We start from the raw sequence: 22,306 nt of genomic DNA on the forward strand, positions 1-22,306 counted from the left end.
ATGCTTGCCAGTCAACGCCGCTCGGTCATCCTCGAGCTCGTCGAGGAGTCGGGGGCGGTCAAGGTCTCCGACCTCGTCGAACGCCTGGGCGTCTCCGACATGACGATCCGCCGCGACATCGAACGGCTGTCGAGCGACGGGCTCCTCGAGCGCGTGCACGGCGGTGCGCTCGCCCTCAACGACTCGCGGAGCAGCGAGGAGCCCGGGTTCTCCGCCAAGTCGCTGCTCCAGCTCGCGCAGAAGCAGGCGATCGCCAGGGCCGCGGCCCGGCGTGTCGAGGCCGGCAGCGCGATCGGGATCTCGGCCGGCACCACGACGTACGAGCTGGCCCGCGCCGTCAAGGACGTGCCGCAGCTGACCGTCGTCACGAACTCAGTGCCCGTCGCTCAGCTGCTCCACGAGTCCGGCGCTCCCGGCCAGACCGTCATCCTCACCGGCGGCGTGCGCACGCCGTCCGACGCGCTCGTCGGACCCGTCGCCGTCGCGGCGCTGCGCTCGCTCCACGTCGACCTGCTCTTCCTCGGCGCCCACGGCGTCGACGACCGCAGCGGCCTGACCACCCCGAACCTCGTCGAGTCCGAGACCAACCGGGCGCTCGTCTCGTCCGCCCGGCACGTCTGCGTGCTCGCCGACTCGTCGAAGTGGGGCACCGTGGGCCTCAGCACCTTCGCCGACCTCACCGAGGTCGACCTGTTCGTGACCGACGTGGGGCTGCCCGGACGGGCCCGCGAGACCCTGCGCGAGTCGGTCGGCTCCCTCGAGACCGTGGAGGCATCATGACCACCCCGAGCCGCGCCCCGAGCAGCACGAGGAGCCGCATGACGACGAGGCACCTCGCCGACGGCCGCGAGATCATCTACGTCGACGAGCCGGGCACCCCCGAGCGCACGGCCGACGACCAGCGTCCGGTGGAGCCGCGGGTGCAGTCGGGCGAGGTGCGCCACGACGCCCTGGTCGACGACTGGGTCGCCGTCGCGGCGCACCGCCAGCACCGCACCTTCATGCCGCCCAAGGACGAGTGCCCGCTCTGCCCCGCCGGGCACGGCTCGGTGCCGTCGGAGATCCCCGAGAGCGACTACCAGGTCGTCGTCTTCGAGAACCGCTTCCCGTCGTATGCCGTCACCTCACTCGGTGCCGACGTGCCCGACCCGTCCGGCATCTTCGGGACCCGCCCTGCCGTCGGACGCTGCGAGGTCGTCTGCTTCACGAGCGACCACGAGGCGTCGTTCAAGGACCTGCCCGTCGAACGGGTGCGCACGGTCATCGACACGTGGGCGCAGCGCACCGAGGCGCTCGGCGCCATCCCCGAGGTGGAGCAGGTCTTCGCGTTCGAGAACCGCGGCCGTGAGATCGGCGTGACGCTCCCGCACCCGCACGGCCAGATCTACGCCTACCCCTACGTGCCCGACCGCACCAAGGCGCTGCTCGAGGCGGCCCGCCGCCACCACGAGCGCACCGGCCGGCTGCTCGGGGCCGACATCCTCGCCGCCGAGCAGGCCGACGGCTCCAGGGTGGTCAGCTCGGGCAAGCACTGGACGGCCTACGTGCCCTTCGCGGCCCGCTGGCCCGTCGAGGTGCACCTCGCACCGCACCGCGACGTGCCCGACCTCGTGGCGCTCGACGACGAGGAGCGCGACGAGCTCGCCGTCGTCTACCGCGACCTGCTCGGCCGGCTCGACCGCTACTACGTCGCCGAGGACGGGTCGCCGGTCACGCTGCCCTACATCGCGGCGTGGCAGCAGGCCCCGGCCAAGACGGGTCGTGACGTGTCGCGCCTGCACCTGCAGCTGATGTCGGTGCTCCGCGGACCGGGCCGGCTGAAGTACCTCGCCGGCTCCGAGTCGGGCGTCGGTGGCTGGGTCAACGACGTCGCACCCGAGCGGGCGGCGGCCCGACTGCGCGAGGTGGCGTCGTGATCGACGAGCTGACGGCAGCGTTCGAGCACACCTTCGGCGCGGCCCCGACCGGCGTCTGGTCGGCGCCCGGCAGGGTCAACCTCATCGGTGAGCACACCGACTACAACGGTGGCCTGTGCCTGCCGATCGCCTTGCCGCAGAGAACGTATGCCGCCGTGTCCCGTCGCGACGACGGCGTGCTCCGCATGGCGTCGGCGCAGCAGGACGGGCTCGTCGAGGTATCGCTCGACGAGATCTCGCCCGAGCGCCCCGGCGGCTGGAGCGCGTACGTCGCCGGCGTGCTGTGGGCTCTCGCGAAGGAGGGCCACGAGGTCGGCGGCCTCGACGTCCTCGTCGACTCGACGGTGCCGCTCGGGGCGGGGCTCTCCAGCTCGGCCGCCCTCGAGTGCGCCGTGGCCGCTGCGGCCAGCGACCTCTTCGCGCTCGGGCTGCTCGAGTCGGCGGAGGGCCGGGCCCGCCTCGCGGCGCGCTGCGTCGAGGCGGAGAACACCATCGCGGGCGCACCCACCGGTGGCATGGACCAGTCGGCGTCGCTGCTCTGCGACGAGCGGTCGGCGCTGCTGCTCGACTGTCGCTCGGGCGACACCCGCCAGGTGCCGTTCGACCTCGGCGGCGAGGGGCACGTGCTGCTCGTCACCGACACCCGCGCCGAGCACGCTCTCGTGGACGGCCAGTACGCCGCCCGGCGGGAGGCGTGCGAGCAGGCCGCCCGCGAGCTCGGTGTCGACACGTTGCGTGAGATCGACCCGTCGGGGCTCGACGATGCGCTCGCGCGGCTCGACTCCGACGAGGTGCGCCGCCGAGTGCGCCACGTCGTCACGGAGATCGAGCGCGTGGAGGCCGCGGTCCGCGCCCTCGAGTCCGACGACCTCCGCGAGGTCGGTCGCCTGTTCGACGCCTCGCACGCCTCCTTGCGCGACGACTACGAGGTGTCGTGCGAGGAGCTCGACGTCGCCACCGAGACGGCCCGCGCCCACGGGGCGCTCGGCGCCCGGATGACCGGCGGAGGGTTCGGCGGGTCGTGCATCGCCATCGTCCCGGCCCACGACGCCGACACCGTCGCGTCGGCCATCGAGGTGGCGTTCGCCGACGCGGGTTTCACCGCGCCGCAGTCCTTCACGGTGACCGCCTCCGGCCCCGCACACCGCGACGCCTGAGCACGACGGAGGGCGGCCACCCCACCGGGGTGACCGCCCTCCTCAGGTGTGTCGTGCTCAGGCCGGGATGATGAGGCCCGTGGTGGCCTTCGCGCGCTCGAGGCGGGCGGCGACGTCCTCCCAGTTGACGACGTTCCACCAGGCCTTGACGTAGTCGGCCTTGACGTTCTCGTACTGCAGGTAGAACGCGTGCTCCCACATGTCGAGCTGGAGCAGCGGGATCTGGCCGACGGGAATGTTGCCCTGCTGGTCGAACAGCTGCATGATGTGCGGCCGCTGCGCGATGGTGTCCCAGGCCCAGATGGACCAGCCGGAGCCCTGGATCGCGTTGGCGTTGGCGTTGAAGTGCGCCTGGAACTTCTCGAAGCCGCCGAAGTACTCGTCGATCGCGGCCTTGACCTCACCCTCGGGCTGGCCACCGCCGTCGGGGCTCATGTTCTTCCAGAAGACGGAGTGGTTCGTGTGACCGCCGAGGTGGAAGGCGAGGTTCTTCTCGACGCCGTTGACGGAGGCGTAGTCACCCGACTCGCGAAGCTCCTCGAGCTTGGCGACCGCGGCGTTCGCACCGTCGACGTAGGCCTTGTGGTGCTTGCTGTGGTGCAGCTCCATGATGCGAGCGCTGATGTGGGGCTCGAGGGCTGCGTAGTCGTAGTCGAGATCGGGAAGCGTGTAAGCCACTTGTCGTTCCTTTCTGGAGACCATCCGGCTCCGCCCACTCTATGCCGGGGCAAACCGCCGTCGACAGGGTGTCCGTGGGCACGGGCTGTGGGTCACGTACCCACTCCGCCACTCTCAGACCTCAACCCTGCTTGAGGTCAAATCCTTGCGGCTCAACCGTTCTCGAGGAACGCGCGCAGCACGTCGACGACGAGGCGGTGGTCCTCGACCTGCGGCAGGCCCGAGACGGCGATCGTTCCGACGCAGCCGACGTCGCGCACCGTCACGGGGAAGGCCCCGCCGTGGGCGGCATGCGTCATCGGGTCGAGGCGCGAGTCGCCCTCGAACGACTTGCCCCTCGCGCGGAAACCCTCGCCGACACGCAGCGACGACTGGCCGTAGCGGTCGACCACCGCGCTCTTGCGCTCGAGCCAGCCGTCGTTGTCGGCAGAGGCTCCGGGCAGGGCGGCATGGAAGAGGCGCTGGCCGTTGCGGCGGATCGAGATCGCGACGGGGTGACCCGCCGAACGGGCCGCCTCGCGCAGGGCGACACCGACGCGCCAGGCCGTGTCGTCGTCGAACCGGTCGAAGACGAGCTCGGACTCGTGGGCGGCCAGCTCGTCGAGGGTGAAGTTCTGGGTCACGAGCCCCATTCTCCACGCTCGCCGGCAGCCGGGTCAGGGCAGGCCGAGCAGGTCGCGCACGTCGTCGGCGGTGATGGCACCGGAGAGGGAGCCACCCTCGTCGACGACGCGCTGGAAGAGGTCGCGCTTGCGCTCCTGCAGGGCGACGACCTTCTCCTCGATGGTCGCCGCCGACACGAGGCGGTAGACGGTGACGGGGCGGTTCTGGCCGATGCGGTGGGCCCGGTCGATGGCCTGGGCCTCGGCGGCAGGGTTCCACCACGGGTCGAGCACGTAGACGTAGTCGGCCTCGGTGAGGGTGAGCCCGAAACCCCCTGCCTTGAGGCTGATGAGGAACGCCGTCGCGTCGCCCTCGCGGAAGCCGCGCACGACGGCCTGCCGGTCGGTCGTCGACCCGTCGAGGTAGGCCGTGTCGATGCCTGCCCGGGTCAGCGCGCTCTCGACGATGCGCAGGAAGCCCGTGAACTGGCTGAAGACGAGCGCCCGGTGCCCCTCGGCGGCGAGCTCGCGCAGCTGGTCGACGAGGAACTCGATCTTCGACGCGGTGCCCTTGCCGGCGTGCACCTCGTCGACGAGCACGGGGTCGAGGGCGAGCTGCCGCAGTCGGGTGAGGGCCGCGAGGATCGCGACGCGGTTGGCGTCGGGGTCGTCGAGCAGGCCGAGCACGCGCTGCCGCTCGCGCTGCAGGTGCTGGTCGTAGATGTGCCGGTGGACCGGGTGCGGGTCGAGCGCCACGACCTGGATCTGCTTGGGCGGCAGGTCGATCGCGACCTGCTCCTTGGTGCGGCGGAGCATCAGCGGCCGGATGCGCCGGCGCAGCAGGTCGAGCAGCTCGGGCCGTTCACCCGACTCGATGGGCTTGCGGTAGCTCTTCGTGAAGACGTCGGGGCGCGGGTAGAGGCCCGGGGCCGTGAGGGACAGCAGTGACCAGAGGTCCATGAGGGAGTTCTCGAGCGGCGTGCCGGTGACCGCGATGGTGAACGGGGCGCCGAGGCGTCGCGCGGCGACGTGGGTCTTGGCCTGGCGGTTCTTGACGAACTGGGCCTCGTCGAGCACGACGCCGCCCCACCGCACACCCCGGAACGCCTCCTCGTCGAGGCGCAGGACGGCATACGAGGTGATGACGACCTCGGTGCCCGCGACGACGTCGGCGAGCGGCACCCCGCGCTTGCGCTCGGTGGCGGTGACGGCCACGGCCGCGAGGTGCGGCGCGAACGTCTCGAGCTCGCCCATCCACGTGCCGACGACGCTCGTGGGCGCGACGACGAGCACCGGCCCGCGGGCGTCGGCGCCCGCCGACCCGAGCTCGCCGCGGTCGTGGGCCCGCACCAGCGTCGCGATGACCTGCAGCGTCTTGCCGAGGCCCATGTCGTCGGCGAGGATGCCGCCGATGCGGGCGTCCCAGAGGCGGGAGAGCCAGCGGAAGCCGTCGAGCTGGTAGGGCCGGAGGGTCGCCCTGAGGTCGGGCGGCACCTCTGCGACCGGGCCCGACTCGAGCGATCCGAGGGCCTCGACGCTCGCGGCCCACCGGGCGCTCTGCTCGTCGACGACGCCGAGCGCGACCAGCTCGTCCCAGAGGTCGGCGTGGTGGGCGCTGAGCCGCAGCTCGCCCGTCTCGGGGTCGGCGATCTCGCGGGCCTCCTCGATGAGGTCGCGCAGCCGCAGCAGCTCGGGGCGGTCGAGGCGGAAGAAGGAGCCGGAGTCGAGGAGCATGATCTCGTCGCCGCGGGCGATCGCGGCGAAGAGCGGCTCGAACGGCACCTCCTCGCCGTCGACCTCGACCGAGACGTGCAGGTCGAACCAGTCGCCGGCGTCGGAGCCCCGCTCCTGCTCGGGGGCCCGCTGCCGCTCGCCCGTGCCGAGGCGCACGACCGGCGCGGAGGTGACCTCCTCGTAGGGCGGCAGCTCGCCGTCGACCTCGACGGTGACGTGCTCGTCGGACTCGAGCTCGGCGAGGGTGTCGCCGACGAAGCGCGCGGCGTGAAGCCCGGTCAGCACGACTCGCGGCACGAGGTACGGGTGACCGCCGAGGTCGGAGCGCAACGCCCCCGGCACCCGGCGCAGCGAGGTCGCCGCCCGCACCGCGGCGGCCTCGGCGTCGCGGTCGCGACCTCCCACCGTGCCGAACCGGGCGGTCGTGAAGGGGCGCGGGCGCCCGTCGTAGGCGTGGCCCAGGTCGAGGCGCACCTCGCCGGGCACGTCGCTGACGACGCGCACGTGCACGGTGACTCGCTCGGGGGCGGCGGCCTCGGCCACCTCGGGCGCCGGCAGCGGCACCTCGGACCGGATGCGCAGCCGCTGCCGCAGGCCGGGCACGACGGACCGCAGGAAGCGGGCCCGCTCGTCGGCGGGCACGCGCAGGCCGGCGAGCGCCGACTCGAGGGCGGCCGGCCCGAGGTCGAGCTCCTGGTCGAGCGGCACGAACGACAGGGCACCGTCGTCGGACTCGACGGCCACGGCGTGCACCGGGTCGCCGAGCAGCAGCCGCTCGCCGGTCGCTTCGGGTGGCAACCCGTCGAGCTCGACGTCGAGGTCGAGGTCGCCCGTGCCGTCGGCGGCTCGCCTCACGTGGAGCACGAGGGTGGCGGGCTCGTCGACGACGTGGACCGGCCCCGTGACGCCCTCGCCCGGCAGGATCTCGATGCCCACGGCGCGGGCCTCGCGCAGCAGCGGCCACACCTCGGCGCTCGCGTCGAGCGAGAGCGGCGGCGTCGCGGAGAAGTACGTCGTGCCGCCCGAGCCGTGCCGGGCGACGTCGTGCAGCCGGCCCATGATGCGCTCGTGCTCGGGCAGGAAGCGGATGCCCGGCCGCCACTGCGGCAGGGCGTCGTGCCAGGACAGGGTGCGGTGCCACGTGCCGGCGCGGGTCCACCGCGTGGGGCGCAGCCCGTAGCTCAGCTCGGGCACCCCGCGGCGCCCCCGCTGGTCGCGGTAGACCGTGTCGACGAAGAGCCCGGCGGGCATGAGGTCGCCGCGCGGCTCGGGGCGCGACGCGGTGGGGGCGACCTCGGCCGGGCGAGGCCGGATGTGCCCGAGCACGTCGGCCCAGTGGGGCGGCACGACGAGACCGGGAGAGCTGACCGCCTGCACCGCTGCCGCTGCGTCACCGGCCGCCGCTGTGTCGTCCTCGTCGGGCGGGCCGAGCGTGACGCCGCGCGCGACGTCGCGGGCGGTCAGCATCAGCGCGACGACGTGCTTGCAGTCGGTGCCCACCGGGCAGCTGCACCGACCGTGCCAGAGGTGGGCGCGGCCCTTGGGATGCGGCCGCGCCTCGATGATCGTCTGGTAGGTGTCGGACGCGCTGCCCTCGATGGTGCCGAGGAGCATCAGTCCGTCGGGGCGCGTGGCGAGCGAGCGCACCCGGCGCTCGGCGGCGTAGGCCAGGCCGCGGTCGAAGGTGCGCGTGCCGACCTGCTGCGAGATGTCGGGGTCGGTGACCTCACCGACCCACGTCGCCCGCCCCACGCTCCACGCCACCTCTGAACTCTACGTTCGGGCGCCGACACCGCCGGGCCTCGTCCACAGGCTCGGGCAGGATGGGCCCCATGCCCGGCACTCCCGACCTGAGCGGCCCCGAAGACCCACGAGTCCCGCACGACCCGCAGGACCCACGGGACCTGACCCTCGCGGACTTCCCCGTCCACCGTCGGGTCACGACGCGGTGGTCCGACAACGACATGTACGGCCACCTCAACAACGCCGTGTACTACGAGCTGTTCGACTCGGCCATCAACGGCTGGCAGGCCGAGCACGTGACGGTCGACCCGCTCACCGACGCGACGCAGGGCGTCGTCGCCGAGTCGGGGTGCGCCTTCTACGCCGAGGTCGCCTTCCCGACCCCGCTCGTCGTCGGCATCCGGGTGACGCGCATCGGCACGAGCAGCGTCACCTACCAGCTCGGTCTCTTCGTCGACCCCGACGCCCCGCACCGGGCCGGCACGAGCGGCCCCGAGACGTCAGACCCGGCCATCAAGGCCCTCGGCCACTGGGTGCACGTCGAGATCGACTCCGTGACGCGTCGCTCGACCCCGATCCCCGACCACCTGCGCCGCCTCATGGAGACGGCGGTGGTGCCGGTGCCGGCATGAGCGACCCGCTGGACCCCCTCGACGAGACGTGGGAGGCGTGGACCGCCCGCGTCGCCGCCGACCTCGCCGCCCTCGCCGACGAGGACTGGGTGACGTTCACCGTCCACGTGCAGTCGCGCGCCTCGAGTGCGTATGCCGCCGAGCGGGCCCCTGCGCGTCACCGCGGGTGGCGACGCACGCGCCCGCCGGCCGACCACCCGGCCCACGTCCCCGACGTCTTCGTGCAGGCCCGGCGCCTCGGGTCGGTCATCGCGCTGGAGTGCATCGCCGACACGCAGTTCGAGGGGCTCACCGACCTGACGGGCGAGCAGCAGCAGGCCCTCCTCGCACTCGGCTGGGAGCTCGACGACGAGCCGGACCTCAGCCGCACGTTCGACGTGGACGGCCTCGCCGCGGCGCAGCTGCTCCGGGCGAGCCTCGAGGGCGTGCTGGGTGCCGGCTCACCGGCAGAGGTCGACGTCCGGCGCGCGACCCGGCGCTAGCGCGTCACCGTCCCCGGGCGACGCGACGAGCCGCCCGTTTCATGACCGCGGTGTAGGCCGGTCGCGCGAATCGCTTTGCCCGCCAAGCGATCTGACCGTCGCGGTCGGTGAGGATGATCTCCTTGCGCGCGTCGATGCCGCGCCCCACCGTGGCCGCGACCTCGTCGGCCGAGCGGTTCGAGCCGCTCACCATCTTCTTGCCGGCGTCCTCCATCTCGGTGTCGGCGCCCTGGAAGGACGTCCCGAGGTTGGTCCGGAAGAACGACGGGCAGACGACCGAGACCGTGACACCGTGCGGCGCCAGCTCGTGCGACAGGGTCTCGCTCAGCGCGACGACGCCGGCCTTGACCGTGTTGTAGGCCGACATGCCGGGCGCGTGCACGAGCCCGGCGAGCGAGGCGGTGTTGACGATGTGGCCGCTGTGCTGCTCCTTGAAGAGCGGCGTGAACGTGCGGCAGCCGCGCACGACGCCGAGCAGGTTGATGTCGACGATCCAGTGCCACTCGTCCATGCTCGCGACGTCGATGCGGCCGCCGGCGGCGACACCGGCGTTGTTGACGAGCAGGTCGAGGCCGCCCCACGTCTCGCGCACGTGGGCGAGTGCCGCGGCCCACGCGTCGTCGCTGCGCACGTCGAGCGCGAGGTAGTCGGCGGCTGCCGGCAGCACCGCGGGCCGCTCGGGCTGCACGTCGGTCGCGAGCACGTGGTCACCGCGGGCGACGAGGGCGCGCACGAGCGAGAGTCCGAGACCGGAAGCGGCACCGGTGACGAGGACGCGACGGGGAGGGCGAGACGGCATACGGCCGACCCTAGGGGGTGCGCTCCGGCACGCCCACCGGTGCCCGCGAACCGGTACTAGCACCAACGTCCGATGGTCGCTACGTCCGAGCCGCGATGAGACTGGCGCGCACGTTCTTCAGCCGTTCACCTCGCGTTCCCCCGTCGGCAAGGAGGCATCATGGGTCGCTACGTGTTCTCGTCGCATGACGGGTTCGGCCTGGGGCACACCCGCCGCAACGCGCTCATCGCCCGCGAGGTCGCCCGGCTCGACCCGACCGCCGAGATCGTCCTCGTCACCGGGGTGCAGCGCCTGCCGGAGTGGCTCGACGACCCGCGGTTCTCCGTCGTGCGTGTCCCGTCCCTCCTCAAGGACCAGACCGGGCGCTACGGCTGCGACGGCATGGGACTCGAGGCGGCGGTCGCCGAGCGGGCCCGCGTCTTCGGCTCTCTCGTCGCGGACCTGCGGCCCGACGTCGTGGTCGTCGACCGGCACCCCTTCGGGACCGCCGGCGAGCTGCGACCCGGTCTGGCCGAGGCCCGCCGGCAGGGCGCCACGATCCTCCTCGGCCTGCGCGACGTGCTCGACGACACCCCGACCGTCCGCCGTGAGCTCGACGGCCCCGGCTGGAGGGGCGTGCGCGACGTCTACGACGAGCTGCTCGTCTTCGGCAGCCCGCTGCTGTGCGACCACGAGCGCGACTACGGTCTGCCGTTCCCGGTCCGCTACTGCGGGTGGGTGGTCGAGCGCCCGTCCCGCCGCGTCCGCGACAAGGACCTGGTCGTCGTCAGCGCTGGTGGGGGCGGTGACGGAGAGACCCTCTTCCGCCTGGGGGTCGAGGCGCTGCGGCGCCGCCCGGGCCTGCGCGGCGTGGTGACGGCGGGCCCGTACGCCGGTGACTGGCTGCGCCGGATCGTCGGTGACGACCGCGAGCTGGAGGCCCGGCTCGAGGTGCGTCACGGGGGCGGCTCGACGGTCGACCTCTTCGCCGGCGCGGGCGCCGTCGTGCAGATGTGCGGCTACAACAGCACCGTCGAGGCCCTGGCGGCCGGTCAGCGGGCCGTCCTCGTGCCCCGCCGCGCCCCACGCCGCGAGCAGGCCATCCGCGCCGGCCGACTGGCGTCGCTGGGCCTCGCCGACGTGCTCGACGAGACGGCCACCCCGGAGGAGGTCGCCTGGCTGCTCGACCAGCCCCGGCGGCTCGCCCCGGCCGCCTGTGCCCGGGCCGGCATCTCCTTCGACGGAGCGGCCATGGCCGCCAGGGCCGTGACCTCCCGCGCGCTGGAGGCCGTCGCATGATCCAGACCCTCCGTCTGCTGCGGCCGTATGCCGCCCGGCACCGTCGCGCTCTCGCCCTCGGTGCGCTGCTCGCCGTGGTCGAGGTGCTCGTCGGGCTGGCCCAGCCGTGGCCGGTGTCGCTGCTCGTCGGCGACGTGCTCACCCGCGCGGCCGACGGCTCGGGAGGCACCTCGGGCATCGCCCGCGGCCTCTCCCCCGCGGTCGCCGTCGCCCTGGGTGTCGCCTCCCTCGTCGTCGTCCACGTGCTCGCCGCCGTCGTCGACTACTGGTCGACTCGGCTGCTCTCGTCGACCGGGCTGCGGATGGCCGCGGACGTGCGGGTCGACGTCTACACCCATCTGCAGCGGCAGTCGCTGCAGTACCACGCCCACCAGCGCGTCGGGGACCTCACCTCCCGCGTCACCTCCGACGTCGACCGCATGCAGGACCTGCTCGTGCAGACGCTCGCGGTGCTGCTGCCGAACTCGATGCTCGTCGTCGGCATGGCGACCGTCATGGTGCTGCTCGACCCGACCTTCGCCCTCGTCGCCTTCCTCGCGACCCCGGTGCTGGCGTACGTGGTCTTCCGGTCGACGCGGGCGCTCAAGTCCGCGGCGCGCAGGGCTCGGACGGCTGACGGACAGGTGGCAGCAGCCGCCGCGGAGGGCCTGTCCGTCATGCCGCTCGTGCAGGCGTCGGCGCTCGAGGAGCGGATGCGCGACCGCATGGAGTCGCTGTCCGAGACGAGCCTGCACCAGGGCCTCGAGGCGACGCGACTGCAGGCCCGGTTCAGCCCGGTCGTCGACGTGGCGAGCGCAGCGTCCATCGCGGTCGTCCTCGCCGTCGGCTCGTGGCGGGTGCTCGAGGGGCGGCTCGGCGTCGCGGTGCTGCTCGTCTTCCTCGGCTACGTCTCCAGCCTCTACAAGCCGCTCAAGGCCCTCGCCAAGCTGTCGACCATCACCTCGAAGGGCACCGCGGCCGCCGAGCGGGTGGCCGACGTGCTCAGCCTCGTCCCGGCGGTGCGGAGCGCCCCCGACGCCGTCCTTGCCGGGCGGCTCACCGGCCGCATCGACCTCGTCGACGTGACCTTCAGCTACGGCCGCGAGCCGGTGCTGCGCGACCTGACCCTGCACGTCGACGCCGGCGAGACGCTCGCGCTCGTCGGGCGCACGGGTGCCGGCAAGAGCACGGTGGCTGCACTCGTGCCGCGTCTCATGGACGTGCAGTCGGGCCGGGTCATGCACGACGGACGCGACGTGCGCTCGCTCGAGCTCGCGAGCCTCCGGTCCCAGGTCTCGCTGGTGCTCCAGGACTGCGTGCTGCTCCACGGCACCCTCTACGACAACATCGCGTGCGGCCGGCCGGGCGCGACCCAGACCGAGGTGATGCGCGCGGCGAAGCTCGCGCTCGTCGACGAGTTCGCGCACCGGCTGCCCCGCGGCCTCGACACCCCGGTCGGCGAACGCGGCGTGATGCTCTCCGGCGGCCAGCGCCAGCGCATCGCCATCGCCCGGGCGATCCTGCGCGACACCCCGGTCCTCGTTCTCGACGAACCCACGAGCGCCCTCGACGTCCAGTCGGAGCAGCTCATCGTGCAGGCCCTCGAGGGCCTGCCGCGCGACCGCACGATGCTCGTCATCGCGCACCGGCTCTCGACGGTGCGCCGCGCCGACCGGGTTGCCGTCATGGAGAGCGGACGTCTCGTCGAACAGGGAGCCCCCGAGTGGCTCCTGCGTGGTGGTGGACACTTCGCCCGGCTCGCCGGAGCCGGCGAGGGGCTGTTCGTCACCGACACCGCACTACCGGCCGACGGGGGTCGGCGATGAGCCAGGCAGCAGTCACCACCCCGGTCGCCGCCCCCGCGGCCGGGTGGGTGGCCGCGGCACCTGGCCCCTCCGCCCCCGTCGGCCCGGTCCTCTACGTGCTCAAGCGGTTTCCGCGGCTGTCGGAGACGTTCGTGCTCCGCGAGGTTCTCGGTCTGGAGGCCGCCGGGGTCCGGGTGCTCGTCGACGCGCTGCTGCCGCCGGAGGACTCCCCGACCCACCCCGAGCTCGAAGCCGTCCGCGCCGAGGTGCGGTACGTGCCGAGGCACGCCCGGTTGCGCGACCCCGCGACCCTGCGCGCCCACCTCGGGCTGGCGCTCCGGCGCCCCGTGCGGTGGTCGACGCTGGCGCTGCGGGCGCGACGTGACGGCACGTGGCGGCGTTTCGTCCAGGGCGGCATCGTCGCCGACCGCGTATGCCGTGAGGGCGTGACCCACGTGCACGCGCACTTCGCCACCGCGTCGTCGGAGGTCGCCGTCGTCGCGGCCGCCCTTGCCGGAGTGACCTGCTCGGTGACGGCCCACGCGAAGGACATCTACCACCACGACAACGCACCTCACCTGGCCCGGCGGCTGTCGAGGGTCGACACCGTCGTCACGGTCTCGGGCCACAACGTCACCCACCTCGAGTCGGTCGTGCGGGAGGGCGGCATACGGGCCTCAGTGCGGCACGTCGCCAACGGCGTCGGCGTCGGACCGGTCGCCGACCCGGCAGCCAGCACGTCACTGCTGTGCGTGGCACGGCTGGTGCCGAAGAAGGGCGTCGACCTGCTCGTCCGCGCGGCCGCGCTTCTCACCGAGAGGCACCCGGGCCTCGTCGTCGACGTCATCGGCGACGGGCCACTGCGGCCCGAGCTGGCCTCTCTCGCAGACACGCTGGGACTCGACGGGCGAATCCGCCTCCGCGGCTCGGCCACGGGTGACGAGGTGCAGGCCGCGCTCGCCGGCTGCAGGGCGTTCGTGCTGCCGTGCCGCATCGACGCCGACGGCGACCGCGACGGCATGCCGACGGTCCTCGTCGAGGCACTCGCCCGCGCGGTGCCGGTCGTGTCGACCGACGTCGTCGGCATCGGCGAGCTCGTCGTCGACGGGGTGACCGGGCTGCTCGTGCCGCCCGACGACGTCGAGGCCCTCGCCGCAGCGGTCGACCGGCTGCTCGTCGACCCGGCGCTCGCGGTGCGTCTGGGACGTGCGGGTCGACGTCTGGTCGCCGAGCGCTACAGCCCGGCCGACGCCACGTCGGCCCTGCTCGAGGTCTTCGCCGGCCCGGCCGGTCGGACGGGAGGTGCGGCATGAGGATCCTCGTGGTGTGCTCCGACACCGGGGTGCGGGTCGGCGACGGCAAGGGGGCCGCCCTGCACCTGCTGGCGATCACGTCGGCGTTCGCGGCCCTCGGCCACGACGTCGAGGTCGTCGGCGTCGCCGCCAACCCGAATGGCCCGCTCGAGGCGTGGCCCGTCCCGTGCCACGTCGTCGACCACCCGGGCCGCGCGGAGGGCGAGCTGCGGGAGCGCCGCAAGCGCGAGACCGTGGAGCGGGTGGTCGAGCTGGCATCGTCCGTCGCCGTCCGTCTGCAGCCCGACGTCGTCTACGAGCGGCTGTCGCTCTTCGGGTCGGCCGGCGCCCGGTTGGCTGGGGCCGCAGGGGCCGTGCACGTGCTCGAGGTCAACGCCCTGCTGGCCGCAGAGGAGGCGCGGTGGCGTGGTCTGGTCGCCGGCGACCTGGCCCGTTCCGTCGAGGACGCGGTGCTGCAGTCCGCGGACCTGCGGGTCGCGGTGAGCGAGGAGGTGGCCCGCGACGTCCGGACCGTGGCGAGCGGGCCGACCCGGGTCGTGCCCAACGGCTTCGACTCGCGCCTCTTCCACGGTGACCGCCACCGCGGAACCGCACGCGCCGCCCGAGCCGCGCTGGGCCTCGGGCACGACGGCCCGCTGCTCTGCTTCACCGGGTCGCTGCGACCCTGGCACGGGCTGGACGTCGCGGTCGAGTCCCTGCCGCTGCTCCCCGGGTCCGTGCACCTCCTGGTGGCCGGCGACGGCCCGGTGCGGCACGAGATCGCCAGTCGCTCGGTCGAGCTCGGCGTCTCCGAGCGCGTGCACTGGCTCGGCCAGGTGCAGCACTCCACCGTCCCCGTGGTGCTCGCGGCGAGCGACGTCGCGCTCGCGCCCTACCCGGCCCTGGCCGACTTCGCCTTCTCGCCGCTCAAGCTGTACGAGTACCTCGCCGCCGGCACCCCCGTCGTCGCGAGCGCGATCGGCCAGCTGCCCGAGGCGCTGGCCCACGGCCGGTGGGGGCGTCTCGTGACCCCGGGCGACCCGGCCTCGCTGGCGGACGGCATACGCGACGTGCTGGCCGACCCGGCCGCTGCGCAGGCCCGCGCGGCGCTGGCACGAGACCACGCACACGCCGAGCTCTCTTGGGAGAGCAGGGCTTCCGAGATCGTGCGAGCGGTTCGCGAGCTGGAGATCGGGGCACGCCGTGCCGTTCCCCGGTGACCACCCCGTCGTCCTCGACCCCGCGCTCGCGGAGTGGGCCGGCGGCCTCGACGAGGCTGTGCCCGGGGCGGCGCCCGGGCAGGTGCTGCGGCACCTGCCGGGGCGCCGGATCGCCGTGCTCACCGAGGCGGGCGGCAGGTCGGTCGTCGTCAAGGTGTTCGCGTCTCCGCGGGCACGCGGTAACGCCCGCCGACTGCTGGCGCTCGCGGGCACCCCCGTCGCCGATCTCGTGCCTGCCGTCGTCGGCTGCGACCACGCGGGCCACGTGCTCGCCGTGACCTACCGCGAGGGCACGATCCCCGACCACCTGCCAGACAGCACGTATGCCGGTCACTTCGCCGACATCGGCTGCGCGCTGCGGGCGCTGCACGACAGCGGCGCCGAGCTCGACCGCGAGTGGGGCCGCGACGAGGAAGTCGCCCAGCTCGTGCGCCGGCACGTCCGGGCGACAGCGCAGCTCGTGCACGACCTCGAGGCGACCGCCCTGTGGCTCAGGGACCTCCCCACCGTGCCGTCGCACCGCGACTTCCACCCGCGCCAGGTGGTCGTGACCCCTGACGACGGGATCGCCCTCATCGACCTCGACGACGCGGCGATGGCCCCGCGGGGGCTCGACGTCGGCAACATGGTCGCCCACCTGGTGCGCGAGCGCGTCACGGGCCGCCGGCCTGCCGCCGTGACCGAGGCGGCGACGGCGGCGTTCCTCGACGGCTACGGCTCCGGCGACGACCTCGACCCCAGGGCCCTGGAGGCGTGGACGACGCTGTCGCTCGCGCGGCTCGCCGCCCTCGCGGAGACGCGCCACCAGGACCCGGCGCAGCGCGACGCGCTCATCGCGCACGTGCACGGCCTGGGCGTCGACGCCTTCACCGGAGCGTGAGCGTCACCTTGCCGTGGGCGCGGCGCTCGTCGATCTCGGTCAGTGCCGCGGCGACGTCGTCGAGCGCGTGGCGAGCGCCGATGGGCGGTGCGAGCTCGCCGTTCTCGAGCAGCGGGAGGATCGCCTCCCACTGGGTGCGCAGGTAGCTCGGGTCGGGCATCCAGAAGGCGCCCCAGCCGACACCGACGACGCTGAGGTTGCCCAGGAGCAGTCGGTTGACCTTCACCTCGGGGATCTGGCCCGCGGTGAACCCGATGACGAGGAGCCGTCCCTCGGGCGCGAGGCTGCGGAGGCTGTCGGTGAAGCGGTCACCGCCGACCGGGTCGACGACGACGTCCACCCCGCGTCCGCCCGTGAGCTCCTTGGCCTGCGTGAGGAACTCGTCGGCGAGCACGACGTGGTGGGCCCCGGCAGCCTGGGCCGTCGCGACCTTGTCGACCGACGACACGACGGCGATGACGCGGGCGTCCATGCCCCGGGCGAGCTGGATCGCGGCGGTGCCGATGCCGCCGGCGGCGCCGTGGACGAGGACGACCTCGCCTCGCTCGAGCTGGCCGCGCCGGGTCAGGGCGAAGTGGACGGTGAGGTAGTTCATCGGCAGCGCCGCGCCTGCCTCGAAGGTCACCGAGTCGGGGAGCGGGAAGACCATCGCCTCGGGCACGGCGACGGTCTCGGCGAACGCACCGAGGACCGGGAACGCCGCGACGCGGTCGCCGGGCCGGAACGCGCTGCCGGGCGCCGCCTCGCGCACGATCCCGGCGCACTCGGCGCCCGGCACGAAGGGCAGGTCGGGCCGCATCTGGTAGAGCCCCTTGCTCATCAGCACGTCCGGGAAGCTGACGCCCGCCTCGTGCACGTCGACGAGCACGTGGCCGGGTTCGAGGGTCGGCTCGGGCAGGTCCTCGACGACGAGGCTGCTGGGCCCGTCGAGGGTGGTGACTCGTGCGGCGCGCATCATGCTCCTTGGCTGGAGGTGGGGACGACGGTGAAGGGGGCCCTGAGGAGGTCGGAGTCGCGGGAGCTGGGCCCCACGAGCAGCTCGAACTCACCGGGCTCGACGACGCGACGGCCCGCGGCGTCGACGACGGTGCACGCTGAGACGGGGACCTCGAGCTCCACCGTCACCGTGTCGCGCGGCGGCACGACGACTCGACGGAAGGCCTTGAGCTCCTTGGTTGCCCACGTGACGCTGGTGACGACGTCGTGGACGTACGCCTGGACGACCTCGTGCGCGGGACGGTCGCCCTCGTTGGTGATCGTCACGCGCGCGCGGACGGCCTCGTCCGCGGTGAGGTCGGCGTCGGCGAGGGTGAGGTCCGACCACGTCGTCGTCGTGTAGGTGAGGCCCTCGCCGAAGACGAACTGCGGCTCCTGCGTCAGGTCGGCGTAGCGGTGGCCGTGCTGGCCCCGGACCTGGTTGTAGTACGTCGGCTGCTGGCCGACGTGGCGCGGGACCGACAGCGGCAGGCGCCCGGAGGGCTCGATCCGGCCGAGCACGAGCTCGGCGACGGCTCGCCCCCCGCGCATGCCGGGGCTGAAGGCCTCGATGACGGCGGCGGCGGCCAGGGCGCTCGGCGGCAGGACGGCCGGCTTCGTGTGGAGCAGCACGACCACGGTCAGGGCGCCGGTGGCGACGACGGCGTCGAGAAGGGCGACCTGGCCGCCCTGCAGCTCGAGCGTCGCCGTCGAGCAGCCCTCTCCCGTCAGGGCCATCGTGTCGCCCAGCACGACCACGGCGAGGTCCGCGGCACGCGCGGCCTCGACGGCCTCGACGAGCTGGTCGGCGTCCACGGGCGCCGGACTGGAGACGGGCGGACGCGGCTGGCCGTCAGGGAAGAGCGGGCCGTCGGGGTCGGGCACGAGCTGCTCGATCTCGGCGCCGCGGGCGTGGGTGACGGTCCAGCCGTCGGGCACGACGGCACGGAAGCCGTCGAGCACGGTCTCGACCGTCTCGCGCGGGTGGCCGTCGGGCATCCAGTCGACCTGGCCGGAGGCGCCGGCCCAGTCGCCGAGATTCGCCTGCGGGTCGTCGGCGTTGGGGCCGAGAACGGCGACCGTGCGGACGGTCGTGTGGGGCGTTGCGGCGGGGCCTGCGGCATACGGCAGGGTGCCGTCGTTGGTGAGGAGGACGAGCGAGCGGCGCGCGACGTCGAGGTTGAGGGCGGCGTGCTCGGCCGAGCCGATGACGGCGGCCTGGCGCGCGCGGTCGGGTGGACGCGGGTTCTCGAAGAGGCCGAGCTCGAGCTTGACGCGGAGGATGCGGCGGACTGCTTCGTCGATCTGCTTCTCCTCCAGCAGGTTTCGAGCGACTGCCTCTTGCGCGGCCTCGAAGAAGGCAGGTGTCGTCATGACGAGGTCGTTGCCCGCCCGCACGGCGACGGCGGCCGCCTCGACGTCGTCGGCGCAGACCTTCTGCTCCCAGACCATGCGGCCGACGTTGTCCCAGTCGGTGACGAGGGTGCCGGTGAAGCCCCACTGCTGCTTGAGCACGTCGTCGAGGAGCCAGCCGTTGGCGGTGACCGGCACACCGTCGATCGACTGGTAGCCGAGCATGAAGGTGCGGCAGCCCTCCTGCACCGCACGCTCGAACGGTGGGAGGAACCAGGAGGTGAGCTTGCGGCGGCTGAGGTCGGCCTCGCTCGCATCGCGGCCACCCTGCGTCTCGGAGTAGCCGGCGAAGTGCTTGGCACAGGCGAGGACCGCGGTCGGGTCGGTGAGGCCGTCGCCCTGGTAGCCGCGCACCATGGCCGCCCCGAGCTCGCCGATGAGGTGGGGGTCCTCGCCGAAGGTCTCGCCGACGCGGCCCCAGCGCAGGTCGCGGGTGATGCAGAGGACGGGCGAGAAGGTCCAGTGGATGCCGGTCGCCGACACCTCGACGGCGGTGGCGCGGGCGGCCCGCTCGACGAGCTCGGGGTCCCACGTGCAGGCCATGCCGAGCTGGGTCGGGAAGATCGTCGCGCCGGGCCAGAACGAGTGGCCGTGGATGCAGTCGTCGGCGGTGAGCAGCGGGATGCCGAGGCGGGTGGCGGCGGCGAGCTCGATGGCGCGCGGCATGTCGTCGGGCGCGGTGTGCAGGATCGAGCCGGCGAGCCGCGTGCTCACGATGTCGTCGAGGTCGCCGCGGGCGTCGAGCTGGAGCATCTGGCCGATCTTCTCGGGCAGCGTCATGCGGGCGAGGAGGTCCTCGAGCCGCTCCTCCACCGGACGCGCGGGGTCGCGGTAGGGCGCGTCGGCAGGCAGGTCTGCGGGCAGGTCTGAGGTGTCGTCAACGGCCACGGTGCGACGCTAACCCACCTAGGCTGGGAGCGTGGTCGAGCCCCTGGTGCGCCTGCCCGACGGCACCATCAAACAGGTCAACCCGCTGACCGGGACGAAGGTCTGGACCCTGCCGGGCCGGGCGGCGAGACCCTTCGGGGTGCCCAGCCACCACCCGCTCCCGCTCGACCCCGACGACCACGACCGGCACTGCGCGTTCTGCTGGGCCCGGATGCTCGAGACGACCCCGGAGATCGCGCGCGTCGTCCGCGACGGCGACGGCGGTGCCGGCGACGGCTGGCGCGAGGTGCGAGCCGTCCTCGCGGAGGACCTCCACGCGACCCGGCCGGAGTTCCGGCTCATCCCCAACCTCTTCGAGATCCTCAGCTACGACTACTGGCACCTCAGCCACGGCTTCGAACCGACGGCCGCGTCGCTGGCGCACCGGACGGCATACCTGGGCACGGCGCAAGGACGCGAGCACGTGACCGCTCTCGCCCGCATCCGGATGCGGGCCCGGAGCGCGCCCGGCGCCGACGCCGAGCCGCTCGCCGAGGAGGACCTCGAGCGCGAGGCGGTCGGGCTGTTCGCGGGCAACCACCAGGTCGTCATCGCGCGACGGCACTACGTCGACGGCGCCACCGAGGACACGCAGCTCGCCGGCTCGGGCACGCTGACGCCCGAGGAACACTGGCGCTACACGCAGCTCACGGTGCGGGCGATGCGCGACCTCTACCGCGACAACGCCTGCGCCCGCTACGTGTCGGTCTTCCAGAACTGGCTCTCGGCAGCCGGCGCGTCGTTCGACCACCTGCACAAGCAGATCGTCGCGATCGACGAGCTCGGCGCGCAGAAGGAGCGTGAGATCGAGCTGCTGCGCACCGAGCCCGGCGTCTTCGCCAGGTGGGGCGCCCAGTACGCCACCGAGCAGGGACTCGTCGTCGCCCGCAACGAGCACGCGGTCGCCTTCGCCGGCGTGGGCCACCGCTACCCCGCCCTCGTGGTGCACGTGACCGACGGTGAGGGCTGCCCGTGGGAGCTGGACGAGGAGCAGCTGCGCGACTTCTCCGACCTCGTCCACGCCTGCCACGCGGCCACGGGCGTGCACGTGCCGTCGAACGAGGAGTGGCACCACCGGCCGCCCTCCGTGGACCAGCCGATGCCGCTGCGGGCCGTGCTCAAGTGGCGGATCTCCACGCTTGCCGGCTTCGAGGGCGGCACGAAGATCTACGTCAACACGATCGACCCCTGGACGGTGCACGACCGCGCCGTCGCCCGGCTGCGCGAGCTCGTCGAGGCCGGCGCCGTCTCCGACGGCATCGAGATCGGCTGAAGGCCTCGGTCCCAGCGAGGCGTGGCACCACCGTTGACGCGTGCCGGCGGCGTATGTATACAAGAGAGATTCCTGCATACATCCGACCCAGGAGGACACGTGACCCAACGCCCTTGCTTCCACCTCGCCGTGCCCGTCGACGACCTGGCCCGGGCCCGGGACTTCTACGGCGGGGTCCTCGGGCTCGAGGAGGGGCGGTCGGCCGAGCACTGGGTCGACTGGGACTTCTACGGCCACCAGGTCGTGACCCACGTGGCCCCGGGCGGTTCACCCGGGCCGGCCGCACACAACGCCGTCGACGGCCACAGCGTGCCGGTGCCGCACTTCGGGTGCGTCCTGGCCGTCGACGACTTCCACGACCTGGCGTCGAAGATGAAGGGGGCCGGCGCGTCGTTCGTCATCGAGCCCTACCTCCGCTTCGCGGGCGAGCCCGGCGAGCAGTGGACGATGTTCTTCCTCGACCCGGCCGGGAACGCCATGGAGTTCAAGGCGTTCGCCGACGAGTCGCAGATCTTCGCGAAGTAGTGGGGACGGACGGCAGGGACACCAAGGCCGCCCGCGTCTACGAGGCCCTGCGCACCGGGATCCTCTCGGGCGAGCTCGTCGCCGGGAGCGCGCTCGACGAGGTGTCGCTCGCAGATGCGCACGGCGTCTCACGCACTCCGGTGCGCGAGGCCCTGCGGACGCTGACGAGCGAGGGACTGCTCGTGCCCGGGAGCCGCCGGCAGCTGCTCGTCGTCGACGTGTCGGAGCGGCACCGGTCCGAGATCGTCGCGATCCGGGTCGCGCTCGAGGGTGCTGCGGCCGCCGAGGCGTGTGCCCGTGCGACACCGGACGACGTCGACGCGCTGCGGCTGCTCACCATCAAGCAGCGTCGGAGCGCAGACACGGACGATTCCGAGTCCTTCCTGCGGCTCGACGAGGAGTTCCACCGGGCGCTGGCGGCAGTGGCTGCCATGCCGACGCTCTCCCGCCTGCTGACGCAGCTCGGGGCCTTCGTGCGTCTCACGCACCTCGGTGAGCCGACGGGTCGCCGGCACATGCGCGGCCTGACGCGCGAGCACGAGCATCTCGTCGACCTGCTCGAGGCCCGAGAGGCGGCCGGGCTGCGCGAAGCCCTCGAGGCCCACATCTCCTCCACCGCCCAGCGACGCTGACCTGTCCCGCGCGCCGTCTCAGTCGGACGCGCCGCGACCCGTCTGGGCCTGGAGCCGGTCGATGTGCTCGCTCGCCTCGGCCTTGGTCAGGTCTGCGGGGAGCGTCTCGCCTGCCTCGCGTGCGAGGGTCTCCAGGTAGCTGCGCTGCGCACCGGTCATCGCCTCGTCGCCGGTGACCCAGTCCTCGGGGTCCTTGATCGTCGAGTCGCCCGAGGTGCCGCCGATGACGTCGTCGTTCGAAGGTGTGTTCTGCATATCTGCTTGGGTGAAGTAGAATCTGTGGATGACCGCGAATCCGGTTCGGGGCGTGGACTACCCGTCGACGTACCAGCAGCTGCTGGAGTGGTTCCCGGACAACCAGTCC

At 73.2% G+C, this 22,306-nt stretch carries 20 protein-coding genes; 13 read left to right on the top strand and 7 right to left on the bottom strand.

The genetic code is table 11. The annotated features are described in order from the left end of the window. From ACXR8F_RS20230 to galK, 3 genes are read left to right on the top strand one after another with little or no spacing between them, the layout of a single operon-like run. Entirely contained in the window at window positions 1-780 is a 780-nt protein-coding gene (locus ACXR8F_RS20230; protein ID WP_458803246.1) for a DeoR/GlpR family DNA-binding transcription regulator, read from the top strand. Further along, window positions 777-1,916, top strand: coding sequence for a galactose-1-phosphate uridylyltransferase (gene galT / locus ACXR8F_RS20235; RefSeq protein WP_458803248.1), 1,140 nt, complete (start codon window positions 777-779; stop codon window positions 1,914-1,916). Before ACXR8F_RS20230 ends, galT begins: the two co-directional genes overlap by 4 nt. Continuing rightward, window positions 1,916-3,073, top strand: a complete 1,158-nt coding sequence (gene galK, locus ACXR8F_RS20240) for a galactokinase (protein WP_458803282.1) — start codon at window positions 1,916-1,918, stop codon at window positions 3,071-3,073. Before galT ends, galK begins: the two co-directional genes overlap by 1 nt. Before the next feature lie 57 nt (window positions 3,074-3,130). Here the strand turns inward: galK and ACXR8F_RS20245 are convergent, their stop codons facing one another. From ACXR8F_RS20245 to ACXR8F_RS20255, 3 genes are all read right to left on the bottom strand, one after another. After that, a complete protein-coding gene (locus tag ACXR8F_RS20245) occupies window positions 3,131-3,751 on the bottom strand; it encodes a superoxide dismutase (protein ID WP_458803250.1) in 621 nt (206 codons plus the stop codon). Between the two features lie 152 nt (window positions 3,752-3,903). Further along, window positions 3,904-4,374, bottom strand: coding sequence for a heme-degrading domain-containing protein (locus tag ACXR8F_RS20250; protein WP_458803252.1), 471 nt, complete (start codon window positions 4,372-4,374; stop codon window positions 3,904-3,906). 33 nt (window positions 4,375-4,407) lie between these two features. Then, window positions 4,408-7,851, bottom strand: coding sequence for a DEAD/DEAH box helicase (locus ACXR8F_RS20255; protein WP_458803254.1), 3,444 nt, complete (start codon window positions 7,849-7,851; stop codon window positions 4,408-4,410). Window positions 7,852-7,919: 68 nt separating this feature from the next. On the opposite strand from ACXR8F_RS20255, the gene ACXR8F_RS20260 reads away from it, so the two are divergent. Both ACXR8F_RS20260 and ACXR8F_RS20265 read left to right on the top strand, forming a co-directional pair. Further along, window positions 7,920-8,462 carry an acyl-CoA thioesterase gene (locus ACXR8F_RS20260; protein WP_458803256.1) on the top strand — a complete coding sequence of 181 codons (543 nt, stop codon included), beginning with the start codon at window positions 7,920-7,922 and terminating at the stop codon, window positions 8,460-8,462. Continuing rightward, window positions 8,459-8,944, top strand: a complete 486-nt coding sequence (locus tag ACXR8F_RS20265) for a hypothetical protein (protein ID WP_458803258.1) — start codon at window positions 8,459-8,461, stop codon at window positions 8,942-8,944. Before ACXR8F_RS20260 ends, ACXR8F_RS20265 begins: the two co-directional genes overlap by 4 nt. Window positions 8,945-8,948: 4 nt before the next feature. Here ACXR8F_RS20265 and ACXR8F_RS20270 read toward each other — a convergent pair whose 3' ends face one another. Continuing rightward, window positions 8,949-9,743, bottom strand: coding sequence for an SDR family NAD(P)-dependent oxidoreductase (locus tag ACXR8F_RS20270; RefSeq protein ID WP_458803260.1), 795 nt, complete (start codon window positions 9,741-9,743; stop codon window positions 8,949-8,951). 159 nt (window positions 9,744-9,902) lie between these two features. Between ACXR8F_RS20270 and ACXR8F_RS20275 the strand changes: the two genes are divergently transcribed. The 5 genes from ACXR8F_RS20275 to ACXR8F_RS20295 are packed head-to-tail and all read left to right on the top strand — an operon-like array spanning window position 9,903 to window position 16,197. Further along, entirely contained in the window at window positions 9,903-11,021 is a 1,119-nt protein-coding gene (locus ACXR8F_RS20275; RefSeq protein WP_458803261.1) for a glycosyltransferase family protein, read from the top strand. Further along, window positions 11,018-12,826, top strand: a complete 1,809-nt coding sequence (locus ACXR8F_RS20280; RefSeq protein ID WP_458803263.1) for an ABC transporter ATP-binding protein — start codon at window positions 11,018-11,020, stop codon at window positions 12,824-12,826. The genes ACXR8F_RS20275 and ACXR8F_RS20280 overlap by 4 nt, the downstream gene beginning before the upstream one ends. Continuing rightward, window positions 12,823-14,118, top strand: a complete 1,296-nt coding sequence (locus ACXR8F_RS20285) for a glycosyltransferase (protein ID WP_458803265.1) — start codon at window positions 12,823-12,825, stop codon at window positions 14,116-14,118. Before ACXR8F_RS20280 ends, ACXR8F_RS20285 begins: the two co-directional genes overlap by 4 nt. After that, window positions 14,115-15,317: a glycosyltransferase family 4 protein gene (locus tag ACXR8F_RS20290; protein WP_458803267.1), complete on the top strand. Its 1,203-nt coding sequence runs from the start codon at window positions 14,115-14,117 to the stop codon at window positions 15,315-15,317. Before ACXR8F_RS20285 ends, ACXR8F_RS20290 begins: the two co-directional genes overlap by 4 nt. Next, window positions 15,301-16,197, top strand: coding sequence for a phosphotransferase (locus tag ACXR8F_RS20295; RefSeq protein ID WP_458803269.1), 897 nt, complete (start codon window positions 15,301-15,303; stop codon window positions 16,195-16,197). The genes ACXR8F_RS20290 and ACXR8F_RS20295 overlap by 17 nt, the downstream gene beginning before the upstream one ends. Here the strand turns inward: ACXR8F_RS20295 and ACXR8F_RS20300 are convergent. Both ACXR8F_RS20300 and ACXR8F_RS20305 read right to left on the bottom strand, forming a co-directional pair. Beyond that, entirely contained in the window at window positions 16,184-17,152 is a 969-nt protein-coding gene (locus ACXR8F_RS20300; RefSeq protein ID WP_458803271.1) for an NADPH:quinone oxidoreductase family protein, read from the bottom strand. The genes ACXR8F_RS20295 and ACXR8F_RS20300 overlap by 14 nt on opposite strands. After that, window positions 17,152-19,473 carry an exo-beta-d-1,3/1,6-glucosidase gene (locus ACXR8F_RS20305; protein ID WP_458803273.1) on the bottom strand — a complete coding sequence of 774 codons (2,322 nt, stop codon included), beginning with the start codon at window positions 19,471-19,473 and terminating at the stop codon, window positions 17,152-17,154. The genes ACXR8F_RS20300 and ACXR8F_RS20305 overlap by 1 nt, the downstream gene beginning before the upstream one ends. Before the next feature lie 31 nt (window positions 19,474-19,504). Here ACXR8F_RS20305 and ACXR8F_RS20310 point away from each other — a divergent pair, with 31 nt between their 5' ends. The 3 genes from ACXR8F_RS20310 (at window position 19,505) to ACXR8F_RS20320 (ending at window position 21,942) form a co-directional block, all read left to right on the top strand. Further along, window positions 19,505-20,785 carry a DUF4921 family protein gene (locus ACXR8F_RS20310; protein WP_458803274.1) on the top strand — a complete coding sequence of 427 codons (1,281 nt, stop codon included), beginning with the start codon at window positions 19,505-19,507 and terminating at the stop codon, window positions 20,783-20,785. Window positions 20,786-20,884: 99 nt separating this feature from the next. Further along, window positions 20,885-21,310, top strand: a complete 426-nt coding sequence (locus ACXR8F_RS20315) for a VOC family protein (protein ID WP_458803276.1) — start codon at window positions 20,885-20,887, stop codon at window positions 21,308-21,310. Beyond that, window positions 21,310-21,942, top strand: coding sequence for a GntR family transcriptional regulator (locus ACXR8F_RS20320; protein ID WP_458803278.1), 633 nt, complete (start codon window positions 21,310-21,312; stop codon window positions 21,940-21,942). Before ACXR8F_RS20315 ends, ACXR8F_RS20320 begins: the two co-directional genes overlap by 1 nt. An 18-nt stretch (window positions 21,943-21,960) precedes the next feature. Here the strand turns inward: ACXR8F_RS20320 and ACXR8F_RS20325 are convergent, their stop codons facing one another. Then, window positions 21,961-22,197, bottom strand: a complete 237-nt coding sequence (locus tag ACXR8F_RS20325) for a DUF3072 domain-containing protein (RefSeq protein WP_458803280.1) — start codon at window positions 22,195-22,197, stop codon at window positions 21,961-21,963. Window positions 22,198-22,306 lie beyond the last annotated feature (109 nt).

It is taken from the genome of Terrabacter sp. AAH1, assembly GCF_054456855.1.